The 13266-nt window shown below is 69.2% G+C and carries 16 protein-coding genes; 9 read left to right on the forward strand and 7 right to left on the reverse strand.

Translation table 11 applies throughout. The features are described 5' to 3' along the window. Window positions 1-35: 35 nt before the first annotated feature. Window positions 36-1052, forward strand: a complete 1017-nt coding sequence (locus Q0Z66_RS01435) for an endonuclease/exonuclease/phosphatase family protein (protein WP_298036827.1) — start codon at window positions 36-38, stop codon at window positions 1050-1052. Window positions 1053-1061: 9 nt separating this feature from the next. On the opposite strand, the gene Q0Z66_RS01440 is transcribed toward Q0Z66_RS01435, so the two are convergent. Beyond that, window positions 1062-1460, reverse strand: a complete 399-nt coding sequence (locus Q0Z66_RS01440) for a DUF3054 domain-containing protein (protein ID WP_298036830.1) — start codon at window positions 1458-1460, stop codon at window positions 1062-1064. Window positions 1461-1523: 63 nt separating this feature from the next. On the opposite strand from Q0Z66_RS01440, the gene Q0Z66_RS01445 reads away from it, so the two are divergent. Then, window positions 1524-2921 (forward strand): aminopeptidase P family protein, encoded by a 1398-nt coding sequence (locus Q0Z66_RS01445; RefSeq protein WP_298036833.1) that lies wholly within the window; start codon window positions 1524-1526, stop codon window positions 2919-2921. Between the two features lie 33 nt (window positions 2922-2954). Further along, window positions 2955-3560: a YdcF family protein gene (locus Q0Z66_RS01450; RefSeq protein WP_298036836.1), complete on the forward strand. Its 606-nt coding sequence runs from the start codon at window positions 2955-2957 to the stop codon at window positions 3558-3560. A 4-nt stretch (window positions 3561-3564) separates the two neighbouring features. Here Q0Z66_RS01450 and Q0Z66_RS01455 read toward each other — a convergent pair whose 3' ends face one another. Both Q0Z66_RS01455 and Q0Z66_RS01460 read right to left on the reverse strand, forming a co-directional pair. Beyond that, the gene (locus Q0Z66_RS01455) at window positions 3565-4209 is read right to left on the reverse strand and encodes an alpha/beta family hydrolase (protein ID WP_298036838.1); all 645 of its coding nucleotides are present in this window, start codon (window positions 4207-4209) and stop codon (window positions 3565-3567) included. Further along, the gene (locus Q0Z66_RS01460) at window positions 4206-4919 is read right to left on the reverse strand and encodes a general stress protein (RefSeq protein ID WP_298036841.1); all 714 of its coding nucleotides are present in this window, start codon (window positions 4917-4919) and stop codon (window positions 4206-4208) included. The genes Q0Z66_RS01455 and Q0Z66_RS01460 overlap by 4 nt, the downstream gene beginning before the upstream one ends. Window positions 4920-4986: 67 nt before the next feature. Between Q0Z66_RS01460 and Q0Z66_RS01465 the strand changes: the two genes are divergently transcribed. Genes Q0Z66_RS01465 through Q0Z66_RS01480 form a run of 4 tightly spaced genes read left to right on the forward strand, consistent with a single transcriptional unit; the run spans window position 4987 to window position 8458 of the window. Continuing rightward, entirely contained in the window at window positions 4987-6249 is a 1263-nt protein-coding gene (locus Q0Z66_RS01465) for a CBS domain-containing protein (protein ID WP_298036844.1), read from the forward strand. After that, a complete protein-coding gene (locus Q0Z66_RS01470) occupies window positions 6249-6794 on the forward strand; it encodes a DUF1003 domain-containing protein (RefSeq protein ID WP_298036846.1) in 546 nt (181 codons plus the stop codon). The genes Q0Z66_RS01465 and Q0Z66_RS01470 overlap by 1 nt, the downstream gene beginning before the upstream one ends. Continuing rightward, window positions 6791-7942 carry an Mrp/NBP35 family ATP-binding protein gene (locus Q0Z66_RS01475; protein WP_298036848.1) on the forward strand — a complete coding sequence of 384 codons (1152 nt, stop codon included), beginning with the start codon at window positions 6791-6793 and terminating at the stop codon, window positions 7940-7942. The genes Q0Z66_RS01470 and Q0Z66_RS01475 overlap by 4 nt, the downstream gene beginning before the upstream one ends. 12 nt (window positions 7943-7954) lie before the next feature. After that, the gene (locus Q0Z66_RS01480) at window positions 7955-8458 is read left to right on the forward strand and encodes a YcxB family protein (protein WP_298036850.1); all 504 of its coding nucleotides are present in this window, start codon (window positions 7955-7957) and stop codon (window positions 8456-8458) included. Between the two features lies 1 nt (window position 8459). Here the strand turns inward: Q0Z66_RS01480 and Q0Z66_RS01485 are convergent, their stop codons facing one another. Next, window positions 8460-8849, reverse strand: coding sequence for a Sec-independent protein translocase TatB (locus tag Q0Z66_RS01485; protein WP_298036852.1), 390 nt, complete (start codon window positions 8847-8849; stop codon window positions 8460-8462). Between the two features lie 81 nt (window positions 8850-8930). On the opposite strand from Q0Z66_RS01485, the gene Q0Z66_RS01490 reads away from it, so the two are divergent. After that, the gene (locus Q0Z66_RS01490; protein ID WP_298036855.1) at window positions 8931-9566 is read left to right on the forward strand and encodes an O-methyltransferase; all 636 of its coding nucleotides are present in this window, start codon (window positions 8931-8933) and stop codon (window positions 9564-9566) included. Between the two features lie 70 nt (window positions 9567-9636). On the opposite strand, the gene Q0Z66_RS01495 is transcribed toward Q0Z66_RS01490, so the two are convergent. From Q0Z66_RS01495 to dapE, 3 genes are all read right to left on the reverse strand, one after another. Next, the gene (locus tag Q0Z66_RS01495) at window positions 9637-9804 is read right to left on the reverse strand and encodes a DUF3117 domain-containing protein (RefSeq protein WP_298036859.1); all 168 of its coding nucleotides are present in this window, start codon (window positions 9802-9804) and stop codon (window positions 9637-9639) included. A gap of 93 nt (window positions 9805-9897) precedes the next feature. Continuing rightward, window positions 9898-11106, reverse strand: a complete 1209-nt coding sequence (locus Q0Z66_RS01500; protein ID WP_298036863.1) for a hypothetical protein — start codon at window positions 11104-11106, stop codon at window positions 9898-9900. Beyond that, entirely contained in the window at window positions 11094-12161 is a 1068-nt protein-coding gene (gene dapE / locus Q0Z66_RS01505) for a succinyl-diaminopimelate desuccinylase (RefSeq protein WP_298036866.1), read from the reverse strand. The genes Q0Z66_RS01500 and dapE overlap by 13 nt, the downstream gene beginning before the upstream one ends. Before the next feature lie 70 nt (window positions 12162-12231). Here dapE and dapD point away from each other — a divergent pair, with 70 nt between their 5' ends. Next, window positions 12232-13173 (forward strand): 2,3,4,5-tetrahydropyridine-2,6-dicarboxylate N-succinyltransferase, encoded by a 942-nt coding sequence (gene dapD / locus Q0Z66_RS01510; RefSeq protein WP_298036870.1) that lies wholly within the window; start codon window positions 12232-12234, stop codon window positions 13171-13173. The last annotated feature ends 93 nt before the right edge of the window (window positions 13174-13266 follow it).

The raw sequence follows: 13266 nt of genomic DNA on the forward strand, positions 1-13266 counted from the left end.
AGGCCATTCACAGCGTGCGGCTCTAGGCTCGATGGGTGTTTCGTCTGCTGGGGATCCTCATAACCGTGCTCTACGCGATCGCGGCCGCGGTCATGGTGTGGCCGCAGTTCTTCCGGCTCGAGCAGACCTTCCCCTTCGCTCAGCTCGTCGCCGTGCGCGGCGCTGTCCTCGGCGGGTTCCTCGTGATCGCCGTGCTGTCGCTGCTGCTTCTGCTCGCGCGCCCCATCCGCGGTTTCGCGGCGTCCCTGCTGATCGTCTCTCTCCTGGCCGCCGCGGCCACCGGGGCGATCGGCACCATGCGCGGCTACGGATCCGGCGAAATGCCCGACAAGACCGACGCGAGCGTGCGCGTGCTGACGTGGAACACCGCCGGCGAAGCGGTCTCGGCCGAGAGCATCGCGGAGACCATCCTCGATCAGCAGGTCGATGTCGTGACCCTTCCCGAGACCGCCGAATCGGTCGGCGAGCGCATCGCGGTCATGCTCCGCGAGCAGGGGCATCCGATGTGGGTGCACCACGTGCAGTTCGGCGATGTCGACTATGGCCCGCAGGCCTGGGAGACGACGATCCTCATCTCCCCCGAGCTGGGCGACTACTCGGTCATCGCCTCGTCGGAGGACGGCTCGAGCAACACCAGTTCCGTGCCCAGCGCCGTGATCATGCCGGTCAACGGCGCGGGGCCGACGATCGTCGCCGTCCACGCGGTCGCCCCGCGCGTCGATGCGATGTCGCGCTGGCAGTCGGATCTCGCCTGGATCGCCGACCAGTGCCCGCCCGGGGACTTCATCATCGCGGGCGATTTCAACGCGACCGTCGATCACCTCGCGAGGCTCGGCGTCGACGGCGGTGACATCGGATACTGCCGGGATGCCGCGGTGCGCACCGGCACGGGCGCCATGGCCACCTGGCCCGCCGACTACCCGGAGTTCCTGGGCGCCCCGATCGACCACGTCATGGCGAGCCAGAACTGGGATCCGACGGGCTCTCTCGTGCTCGATGCGCAGGGTTCCGACCACCGCGCGCTCGTCGTGCAGCTCGACCCCGCCGGTTGACGGGCCCCGTCAGGATTCGGCGTCGGCGCGGCGTCGCCGCACACGAAGGATGAGCGCGAGGATGAGGCGCCATCCGATGAGGAACAGCGCGAGCACCAGCACGGTCACGATCATGAACGGCACGGCGGTGCCCTGTCCGCTCACGGCGCGCAGCAGCAGGCCGCCGACGACGGTGATCGCCCAGATCACGATTCCCGGCAGGACGCGGGATGCCCCGCCCCGTGTGAGAAGCACCACGGCGTGTGCCACGAGCAGTGCCACGAGGAAGGGCCAGATCGTGTTCGCGAGCCCCGGCAGGTCGGTGAGCACGCCCTCGGCATGGGAACGCCGGCCGATCATGCAGAAGGCGAGCACGCTCACCAGATCGATGACGAGAACGAGGGCGCGGGGCATCCGACGGGTTTCCACCCCTCCAGCGTAGGCCGCTGCCGGAGCGCCCCGGTTGTCGGACGGGAGTGAGAGACTGGAGGCATGAGCACCGCAGAGAACGCCACGACCACCGAGGCTCCCGTCACGACGAACCGCAAGCAGCCCTTCCCCCGCGGCTTCCTCGACACGATCTCCACGGGATGGGCCGAGCGTCCCGAGACGATCCCCGGCGCCCGTGCGCAGGCGGCCTTCGCCGCGGTGCGTCGCGCCGCCGTCTCGGCGGCTTTCCCGGGCAAGCGCCTGGTGATCGAGGCCGGCTCCCTCAAGCAGCGCTCCAACGACACCGACTACCCCTTCCGCGCGCACTCGGCGTTCGCTCATCTGACGGGCTGGGCGGCCGACACCGAGCCCGATTCGGTCCTCGTGTTCGAGCCCACCGATGCCGGCCACGACGTCACCCTCTATTTCCGCGAGCGCGCCGACCGCACGACGACCGAGTTCTACGCCGATGCCACGGTGGGCGAGTTCTGGATCGGCCCGCGCCCCTCACTCGCCGGCGTCGCCGCCGACCTGGCGATCGCGACCGAGCACCTCGCCGTCTTCGCTGCGGGCTCCGACGATCTGACGCTGGCGGATGCCGAGCTGGAGCGCTTCGTCTCGGAGCTGCGCCTGGTCAAGGACGCCTATGAGCTCGAGGAGATGCGTCTCGCCGTCGAGATCACCGCGCGCGGTTTCGACGACATCGTCACGGCCCTGCCGGATGCCGCCCGCCATGCCCGCGGCGAGCGCGTCGTCGAGGGTGTTTTCCACCGCCGCGCCCGGGAGGACGGCAACGGCGAGGGCTACGACACGATCTCGGCGTCCGGCCCGCACGCCTGCTACCTGCACTGGACCCGCAACGATGGCGCAGTGGTCCCCGGCGATCTGATCCTGGTCGATGCGGGTGTCGAGACCGACAGTCTCTACACCGCCGACATCACCCGTACGCTGCCGGTCAACGGCACGTTCAGCGAGGTGCAGCGCCGCGTCTACGAGACGGTGCTCGAGGCCGCGGATGCCGCGTTCGCGATCGCGAAGCCGGGCATCAAGTTCCGCGAGCTGCACGAGACGGCGATGGGGGTCATCGCGAAGCGCACCGCCGAGTGGGGGCTGCTGCCGGTCACCGCGCAGGAGGCGCTCGACAACGAGAAGGGCGGCCAGCACCGCCGCTACATGGTGCACGGCACGAGCCACCACCTCGGCATCGATGTGCACGACTGCGCTCAGGCACGTCGCGAGATGTACTACGACGGCGTCCTCGAGCCGGGCATGGTCTTCACCATCGAACCGGGCCTGTACTTCCAGATCGACGACCTGACGGTTCCGGAAGAGCTGCGCGGCATCGGCGTGCGCATCGAGGATGACATCGTCGTGACCGAGGACGGCGCCGTCAACCTATCGGCCGATATTCCGCGCACGGTCGACGAGATCGAGGCGTGGATCGCACGGCTGCAGGGCTGATCCGTCCGTGCGGCACGGGGCGTCGGGCATCGCATGATCCTGCGTGAAGCGCTGCGCGGGATCTTCAGCGCGGGACTGACGATCTACACCGGTCTCGGCATCTGGGCCGAGATCGCGCACGGCAGATCCAACCGGCGGATGCTCGGCACCGGGGGCGATCCCACCGGGCACGAGGCGATCGTCGTGCTCGGGTACGGCAACCGCGGGCCCCGCGCCAACATGATCAACCGCTACCGGGTTCGCGCCGGCATCCGCTCGCGCGACCCTCGTGCCACGGGCAGCACGATCGTCTTCTGCGGCGGCACGGTCATGGGCGCGGAGCCCGAGGCGGTCATCATGGAGCGCTTCGCCCGGGAGGAGCTCGGTTTCACCGGCCGCAGCGTGCTCGAGACCGAGAGCCGATCGACGCGGGAGAACATCGCGAACGCGATCGGGTTCATCGAGCACGCCGACGCGATCAAGATCGTGTCGAACTCCCCGCATGCCGAGGTCGCGCGCGAGCTTCTCTGGACGATGCGGCCCGACATCGCCGACCGGCTCGTCAGAGCGGACGAGCACATCCTGGGTGAGATCACCCCGATCAAGATCGGTGCGGCGCTGCGGGCCGTCGCCTATCGGCGGGCGCAGCGGCGACGCTGAGACCTCAGACGAGGAACTCTGCGACGAGCGGTGCCAGTGAGGCTCCGATCACGGATGCTTCGCGCTTGTTGCCGCGGATCTCGAACGAGTGGTTGGCGTTCTCGATCCAGACGATGCGCGCGTCCTGGCATCCGGTGATGACATCCTCCAGCTGTTCGCGCGGCTGGACGAAGGGATCGGTCGTCCCCTCGATGAAGAGCTGGGGCACGGCGACCGCCGGCAAGTGCTCGGCGCGCGGCTTCTCCGGCTTTCCGGGTGCGTGCAGCGGATATCCGAGATAGATGAGGCCGTCCGTCTCGAGGCCCTCGGCCACGGCCATCGATGCCATGCGACCGCCGTAGGATTTGCCGCAGGCCCAGATGCGGTCGCCGGGCGCCAGCGCGCGTGCGTGCGCGACCGCGGCGCGCCAGGCGGCGATCGCGTGCGGCGCGGGGCCCTGCATCCGCCGTCCCATCGCCCGATAGGCGAATTCGAACCGCAGGGTGGAGAACCCGAGATCGTTCAGCGCATCGGCGAACCCGACGAGGAACGGGTGGCCCATTCCCGCGCCGGCGCCATGCGCGATCACGACGGTTCCGCGGCCGGTCACCGGTGACCACGCGCTCGGCAGTTGCACGGTTCCGGCCGGCAGGTCGACCGAGAGCGTCACTTCTGCTCGTCGTCCGGGCTCTTCTCCGCGGGCTGCTCGGCGGCGGTCGTCTCGGAGGGCGCCGTGCCGTCTCCGGCGGCGCTGTCCACGCGCTCGCCGTACTGCGGGCGCGGCAGCGGCGGGCGGGGCGGGATCACCTGTTCGCCGACGGGCTCACCGGCCTCGGGCTGCCCGGATCCCGGGGCGACGCGTTCGCCGTACCGCGGCGGCTCGCTCAGGTCGACGGGTGGACGGACCACCTTCGTGCGCTGGACGCCGACGATCTCGCGCGCCTTGGCCAGGGAGGCCGGCATCACCGTGACCTCGTAATGCTCGGCCGCCAGCTGCGTCACGCTCGCGAAGTCGCGACGACGACGAACGATCATGTACGAGACCAGGCTGAGGATCATGCCGAACGCGACACCGACCAGCAGGAAGCCGACGAACAGCTGGATGGGCGCCTCGGGGTTGCCGAGGACGAGGATCGCCGAGAGCAGGAGACCGATGAGGATGCCGTTGATCGCGCCGGAGCGCGCTGCGGCGGCGTAGCCGAGCTTGCCCGTGACGCGTTCGATCGTCCGCGCGCCCTGCCCGACGATGGCGATGTCCCGGGCCGGAACCTCGCCGGCGATCAGCTTCGACACCGTCTTCTGCGCCGCTTCGTAGTCGCGAACGGATGCGACGATCTCGCCGACGACGGTGTTATTGGCCGGACGGTTCACCATGCTCATGCGCACATTGTCCCATGCGAGTCTTTGACGCCGTCGGCACCCGCGTCGGCGGGGCTACGCTGGAAGAGTGAGCACACAACGGGTCTTCGTCGCACGACTGGCCGGCTGCGCCGTGTTCGACCCCGTGGGCGACCGGCTCGGCAAGGTTCGGGATGTCGTCATCGTTTATCGAAGCACCGCCTCGCCGCGGGTCATCGGCCTGGTCATCGAGATCCCCGGACGCCGCCAGGTGTTCATGTCGATCGGCCGTGTGACGTCGATCCGTTCGGGTCAGGTGCTGACGACGGGTCTCATCAACGTGCGCCGGTTCCAACCGCGTCCCGGCGAGGTGCGTGTCCTCGCCGAGTTGCTGGGGCGTCGCGTCGAGTTCTCCGACGGCACCGGGACGGCCGTCGTGGAGGACGTCGCGATCGAGCCCGACCGCCGTGGGGAGTGGAACGTCGGTCAGCTCTTCCTGCGCCGGCCCAAGACGAGCGCGTCGCCGTTCGCGAAGGGGCCGACGACGTTCGCCGCCTGGAACGAGGTGCAGGAGAAGCGGGCTCCCGGCGAGTCCCAGTCCGCCGAGCAGCTCGTGGCATCCTATTCCGAGCTGCGCGCCGCCGATCTGGCCACCACGCTGCTCGATCTGCCGCAGCAGCGCATGATCGAGGTCGCCGAGGAGCTTCCCGATGGCCGTCTCGCGGATGCTCTCGAGGAGATGCCCGAAGACGAGCAGATGCACATCCTCGACGGTCTCGGCGATGAGCGCGCCGCCGACATCCTCGACCAGATGGAGCCCGACGACGCCGCCGATCTTCTAGCGCAGCTGCCCGCCCCGCGTCTGGAGCAGCTGCTCGAGCTGATGGAGCCCGAGGAGGCTGAGGACGTGCGCACGCTGCTGCGCTACGAGCCCGATACCGCGGGCGGTCTCATGACGACCGATCCGATCATCCTCTCGGCCGATGCGACGGTCGCCGAGGGGCTCGCCCTGATCCGGCGCCACGAGCTGCACCCGGCCCTGGCCGCCGCGGTGTTCGTCACGCTCCCCCCGTTCGAGACGCCCACCGGGCGCCTGCTGGGCGCCGTGCACTTCCAGCGGATGCTGCGCTATCCCCCGCACGAACGGCTCGGCGCGATCGTCGACGAGGCGATGGAGCCGGTCTCGGTCACGGCATCCGCCACGGAGACCGCTCGTCTGCTCGCCAGCTACGACCTCGTCTCGCTGCCGGTCGTCGACGCCGCCCACCGCCTCGTCGGCGTCGTGACGATCGATGACGTGCTGGATTACCTGCTCCCGGATGACTGGCGCACGCACGACCATGCGGATGCCTCGACGGAAGGCGCCCGATGATGGCCCGCGCGAACCACGCCCTCGATGCGCCCGGACGCAGCATCGCGCGTCAGCGTCCGACCTCCCGCGACCGCTTCGGACGCTTCACGGAGTGGGTGGCCCGCGCGATGGGAACTCCCGCTTTCCTCGTGATCCTCACACTCTTCTGCGTCGCCTGGATCGGCTGGAACACGCTGATGCCCGAGAACACCCGCTTCGACGACGCCGCCCTCGGCTTCACCGCACTGACTCTGATGCTGTCGCTGCAGGCCTCCTACGCCGCGCCGCTCATCCTGCTCGCGCAGAACCGCCAGGACGACCGCGACCGCGTGCAGATGGAACAGGACCGCCAGCGGGCCGAGCGCAACCTCGCCGATACCGAGTACCTCGCACGAGAGATGGTGGCGCTGCGCATGGCGCTCGAGGAGCGCAATGCGCAGGCTCTGACCCGTGATGTTCTGCGTGCCGAGCTGAAGGCGCTGCTCGCCGAGCTCGAGAATGAATCCCGACATGATCTCCCGGCGGCGCAGGGCCCGGGCGAGCGCGCGGATCGGCCCCGGTCATGACTCTGCCCGATCGCATCCGTCAGGCCGTCAGCGCGGTCACCGATCCCGAGCTGCGCCGTCCGATCGGCGACCTCGACATGGTGCGCGAGATCACGCTCGACGGCGCGCATGCGCACGTCGGAATCACCCTGACGATCGTCGGATGCCCCGCCGCCGACCGCATCGAGAGCGATGTGCGCCGTGCCGCGGCATCCGTGCCGGGCGTCGCCGAGGTGACGGTCGAGCTCGGCGTCATGACGCCCGCCGAACGCACCGCCCTCACCGCGAAGCTGCGCGATGGACGACCCCCGCGCCAGATGCCGTTCGGTCCCGATTCCCTCACCCGGGTCATCCTCGTCTCCAGCGGCAAGGGCGGGGTCGGCAAGTCCACCCTCACCGCGAACCTCGCCGTCGCCCTCGCCGCGCAGGGGCTCTCGGTCGGACTCGTCGACGCCGACGTCCACGGATTCTCGATCCCGGGGCTCCTCGGCATCCCGAGCGGCACCCAGCCCACCCGCATCGACGACCTCATGCTGCCGCCCGTGGCGCACGGGGTGAAGACCGTCTCCATCGGCATGTTCCTGCGCGAGGGCGAGGCGGTCGTCGCCTGGCGCGGCCCCATGCTGCACCGCACGGTCCAGCAGTTCCTCACCGATGTGTTCTTCGGCGACCTCGACGTCCTCCTCATCGACATGCCGCCCGGCACCGGCGACATCGCGATCTCGATCGGGCAGATCCTCCCCCACGCCGAGGTTCTCGTCGTCACGACACCGCAGTCCGCGGCATCCGACGTCGCGATCCGCAGCGGTCTCGTCGCGCGCCAGACAGGCCAGCGCGTGATCGGCGTCATCGAGAACATGGCGGCGATGACCCTGCCCGATGGCACGGTCATCGACCTGTTCGGCTCGGGCGGGGGCGCCGAGGTCGCCGCCGCACTGTCGGAGGGCGAGGAGACGGTTCCGCTTCTGGCATCCGTACCGCTGAGCCCGGCGCTGCGCGCCGGAGGCGATGCCGGAGAGCCCGTCGTCCTCGCCGACCCCGATGATCCCGCCGCGCAGCAGATCCGCGCCATCGCCGCGCGTCTCGCCCACGGAGGGCGGCGCCTGGCCCGGCGCCCGCTGCCGATGGCCCTGTCCCGCCCTCAGCCGGGCGCAACGGACGAGGCATGAAAGACTGCTGAAGTGACCAGCGAACCCGCGCCCCGCTCCGTGACCGTCGACGCCGAGCTGCTGCGCAACGTCAGCGCCGAGACGACTCTCTACACGCTGACCCGGCCGCTCGCCGTCATCGCCTACACCGCGCTGCTGGCTGCTGCGATCCTCAACGGGATCGTGCTGTCGATCATCGGGGGCTCCGATGAGGAGCGTGCCCGCACCCTCACCTGGACGCTGCTGGCGATCATCGCCCTGATCATCGCGTCGATGTTCTTCACCCGGGCGTCCGTCCGCCGGGCGATCAGCACCGCGATGCCCTCGGGGACGCGCATCAGCGTCGTCGTCGGAGAGGACGCCCTGCGCCTGGCTTCGAAGCGCGGCGTCTCCGAAATGCCCTACTCGACTTTCGCGGGCATCCGCGTGGGCCGGCACGCGGCCGTGCTGCGTCTTAGCGGTCAGTCCGTCGTGACAGCCATCCCCCGCGTGCTGCTCAGCGATGCCGACATCGCGACGCTGCGCGCGAAGATCTGACTCAGGTGGCTTCCATGTCGAATGGCGGAGGGGTCTCTCGCGTGAACACGGGCCGCATCAGCGGCGCCCGTCGAGGAGCCGCCGGCTGCGGCTCCCTGATCACGGCCGGGGCAGTCGACGCCGGCGCCGAGGGTGTGTCTTCGAGCAGCGCATCGCGGATGATGCGGCGCGGGTCGTACTGACGCGGATCGAGCTTGCGCCAGTCCACGTCATCGATCTCGGGGCCGATCTCCTCGCGCATGCGCGACTTCGTGTCGCGCAGGTACTCCCCGCCGCGGCGCACGAACTTCGCGAAGGTCTCCGCCGCCTTCGGCAGCCGCTCCGGGCCGATGATGAAAGCCGCGACGACACCGATCAGCAGAAGCTTCTCGAAGGTGAGCCCGAAGTCCATGTACCCAGGCTACCCGCCGCGCCTACGGGCGACGCTCACCGCGGGCGAATACTCTGAGAAGCGAAGTCCGAGGAGAAAACCATGAGCGAGAACGACGCGAACGCCCGCTATCTGCGCGAGGCGATCATCGAGCCCGCCGCGATCGCGCGAGCACGCGCCCACGCGGTCGAATTGGGGGCGGCTCCGGTGAGCCCCGCGCTCGGTGCGCAGCTGTCGATCCTCGCCGCCACGACGAACGCCCGCTCGATCGTCGAGATCGGCACCGGAGCCGGCGTCTCCGGGCTGTGGATGCTCCGCGGCGCCCCGCAGGCGGTCCTCACCTCGATCGACAACGAACCCGAGCACCTGGCCGCGGCGCGCCGTGGTTTCGCCGAGGCGAAGGTCCCCTCCACGAGGGCCCGTTTCATCACCGGCCGTGCGGCCGATGTGCTGCCGCGCATGAACGAGGCGTCCTACGACATCGTCTTCATCGATGCCGATCCCGCGAACGTCATCGAGTACGTCGAGCACGGCCTGCGTCTGGTGCGCACCGGAGGCATCGTGCTCGTCCCCCGAATCCTCGCCGGGGGCAGAGTCGCCGACCCGGTGCAGCGCGATGAGATCACCAGCGCATACCGCTCGCTCGTGCAGGAGACCCAGGAGTCGCCCGCTGTTCTCGCGGCGCTCTCGACGGTCGGTGAGGGACTGCTGCAGCTCGTGAGCGTGCGCAGCCACTGACAGACCGGACGGGAAAGGGCGGTGGATCCTCTCGGATCCACCGCCCTTTCTCATCCGTTGATCGGAGGTGTCAGCTCACGACGCCGGCGAGAACGCCGTGAAGCTCCTTCGCCTCTTCGTCGTTGACGGAGACGACCAGTCGTCCTCCGCCTTCGAGGGGAACGCGGACGATGATCAGTCGTCCCTCCTTCACAGCCTCCATGGGTCCGTCTCCGGTCCTCGGCTTCATCGCTGCCATAGTGGCTCCCTTTCCCTCGGTGGTATGCATCAAGTTTATCGGTATGCTTCCGCCCGGGCACATCCGGCGGAAGAATACGTCATGATCGACCGATCACGGCACCTGCCAGAACGCACTCCCCAGCGCGTAGACGGGGTAGATCCACAGCCACTGGCCGATCACGCACAGCAGCAGCACCGCCACCCGGTACACGCGGGAGCGCGGAACGGCGACGGCGCCCCACAGCGGGGTCAGCGGCATCAGCAGCCGGAATGTGCTCGACTGCGGGAAGAACACCGCCAACAGGTAGATGAGGTAGCTGGCACTCCACAGGCGCAGATCCACGCCGAGTCGTCGGACGGGACGGATGAAGAGCGCGGCAGCGGCGCCGATCACGAGCAGGAGCAGGGCCACGACCCCGAGATCTGCCGGAAGCCCCCACTGCACGAACCAGAAGCGTGCGCCCTGGACCCATCCGTCGACGGGGATGAACCCTCGCTCGGCCACTCCCCAGTTGCGTCGCCACGACAACTCGGTCGCGAGATACGCGCCGGGATCGCCCGTGACGACGCCGGCGATGATCTGCCAGGAGAATCCGGTGATCGTCGTGAGCGCCCCCAGCGCGATGATGTGCGCGACCTCGGCGGGCGCAAGCCCGTCCTCCCTTCGGCGCAGCCACCGCCAGATGCCGATGAGCCCGAGGAACAGCGCGAACGCGAGGATGCCGGGACGGGTGAACGCCAGGACAGGAAGGACGAGGTACAGCCATCCGTAGCGACGCCGAGCCACGAGATCGAGAGCCACGAGCAGCAGCAGGAGGAACAGGGACTCGGCATAGCCGACCTGGAACATCGCGGACAGCGGCCCCCACGCGAAGAAGGTCACGGCCCACATCGCGGCGGACTCCCCGATCCGCCCGCGCAGGAGGCGGTGGAGCATCACGCAGGCGCCGAAACCGGCGAGGAGAGAGAGGAGCATCGCTCCCACGCCCCAGCTGCCGAAGGGGACACCGAGGGTCTGCGACGCATATGCGTACACCGGCATGAAGGCCCAGGCGTTCTCCGCGACCTGTCCCGACACGGTGACCGGCAGCATCGACGGGTACCCCTCCCACGCGACGAGCCAGTACCACTGGGCGTCCCAGCCGACCACGAAGTCGGCGATCGTGGCATCCGGTCCGAATCGCGATCCGGCACCGGACAGCCGGGCCGCCGCGCCGAGGAGCCCCGTCGTGACCACCCGGGCCAGCACGTAGACCACCCCGATTCGGGCGATGGCCGGCATATGCGCCCAGCGGCGGGAGATCGCGATCAGGTGAGCCACGCCCGCAGGCCCTGCTCGACCGCGTCGATCTGATCGAGGGGCACGCGCTCCTCATCGTGATGTGCGAGCAGCGGATCGCCGGGGCCGTAGTTGACCGCCGGGATGCCGAGCGCCGAGAACCGGGCGACATCGGTCCAGCCGTACTTGGGCCTCGGCTGCGCGCCCACGGCCGAGACGAACTGCTGCGTCATGGGTGCGTCGAGTCCCGGCCGGGCCCCCTCGGCGAAATCGGTGATCTCGAGCTCGAAGCCCTCGAAGACCTTGCGCAGATGAGCCTCGGCGTCCGCGGCGGACTTGCTCGGGGCGAAGCGGTAGTTGACCTCGATCTCGCAGAGATCGGGGATGACGTTACCGGCGACGCCCCCGTCGATGCGGACTGCGCTGAGACTCTCCCGATAGACCAGCCCCTCCACCGCGACTTCCTTGGCACGGTACTCCGAGAGCCGCGCGAGGACCGGAGCCGCCGCATGGATCGCGTTCTCCCCCACCCAAGCGCGGGCGGAGTGCGCGCGAACGCCGTACGTGCGCACCAGGGCGCGTATCGTGCCGTTGCATCCGCCCTCGACCTCGCCGTTGGACGGCTCGCCGAGGATCGCGAAGTCGGCGGCGAAGAGTTCCGGATGCTCGTCGGCGAGCAGCTTCAGACCGTTGAGGGAGGCCGCGACCTCCTCATTGTCGTACCACATCCAGGTGATATCGATCGCGGGATCGATGAGCTCGGCGGCGAGCTTGAGCTGAATCGCGACTCCCGCCTTCATGTCGACGGTTCCGCGGCCCCAGAGGTTCGGCTCGCCGTCGACGTCGATGAACCGCGTCGGCACGTTGTCGTTGATCGGCACGGTATCGATGTGGCCCGCGATCGCGACGCGCTGCGCGCGGCCGAGGTTCGTGCGCGCGACGATCGTGTTGCCATGACGGATGACCTCGAGGTGCTCGAGGGGAGAGACGGATTCCTCGATCGCATCAGCGAGGGCCGTCTCACTCCCGGAAACGCTCGGGATATCGCAGATCGCCCGGGTGAGGTCGACGGAGGACGCGGTCAGATCGAGCTGCATGCCCCCAGCCTACGACCTGGCGTTCCGGCCCGTGTCGGACCGGGTGGATCCGACCCGTTAGAGTGAAAAAATGAGCGAAGCGCGCACCATCTGGGGAATCGGCCTGACCACGATCGCCCGGGACGGAACGGTGCTCGACGCCTGGTTCCCGCGGGTCGGCTCCGGCTCCCTGCCGGCCGAGATCGACGCGGACCTCGAGGCGCAGGCGGGAGCGGATGAGCGCCGCGATGTGACGATCGAGACCGTGCACCTGCAGATCGATCTCGATGCAGCGCCCGCGTCGACCGCCGATGCGTACCTGCGACTGCACGCCCTCTCACTGCGGCTCGTGCTCCCCAACGACCTCAACCTCGACGGGATCTTCGGGCACCTCCCCATCGTCGCCTGGACCAATGCCGGGCCGATGCATCCCGATGATGCAGCACGACTCGTCCCGCAGATGCGCCGGCACAGCATCCAGGTGCAGGGCCTCGACAAGTTCCCGCGCCTGACCGACTACGTGCACCCCGACGGGGTCCGCATCGCCGATGCCGCGCGCGTGCGCCTGGGCGCCCACCTCGCCCCCGGCACCACCGTCATGCACGAGGGCTTCGTGAACTTCAACGCGGGAACGCTCGGTCCCGTCATGGTCGAGGGCCGCATCTCGCAGGGCGTCGTGGTCGGCGCGAACAGCGACATCGGCGGCGGAGCATCCATCATGGGCACTCTCTCCGGCGGCGGAACCGTGCGCGTCTCGATCGGCGAGCGCACACTGCTCGGCGCGAACGCCGGTCTCGGCATCGCCCTCGGCGACGACTGCATCGTCGAAGCGGGCGTGTACATCACCGCCGGGTCCAAGATCATCGTTGCCGACGGGCCGGATGCGCCGCAGGGCGGAAAACGCACCGTCAAAGCGGCGGAGCTGTCGGGGCGGAGCGGTCTGCTCTTCTGGCGCAACTCGGTCACCGGAGCCGTCGAGGTCCGTCGGCGAAACGGCGCCGGGGTGACGCTGAACGAGGCGCTGCACGCCTGATCACCGCGCTCAGGATCCACCATGGCCGCTCTGCTAGGGTTGAACGGTTATCCGAGTGATATCTGATAACTACGTCGTCGTCACGGGGTCTCC

Source organism: uncultured Microbacterium sp. (genome assembly GCF_947632095.1).
Classification (GTDB): Bacteria; Actinomycetota; Actinomycetes; order Actinomycetales; family Microbacteriaceae; genus Microbacterium.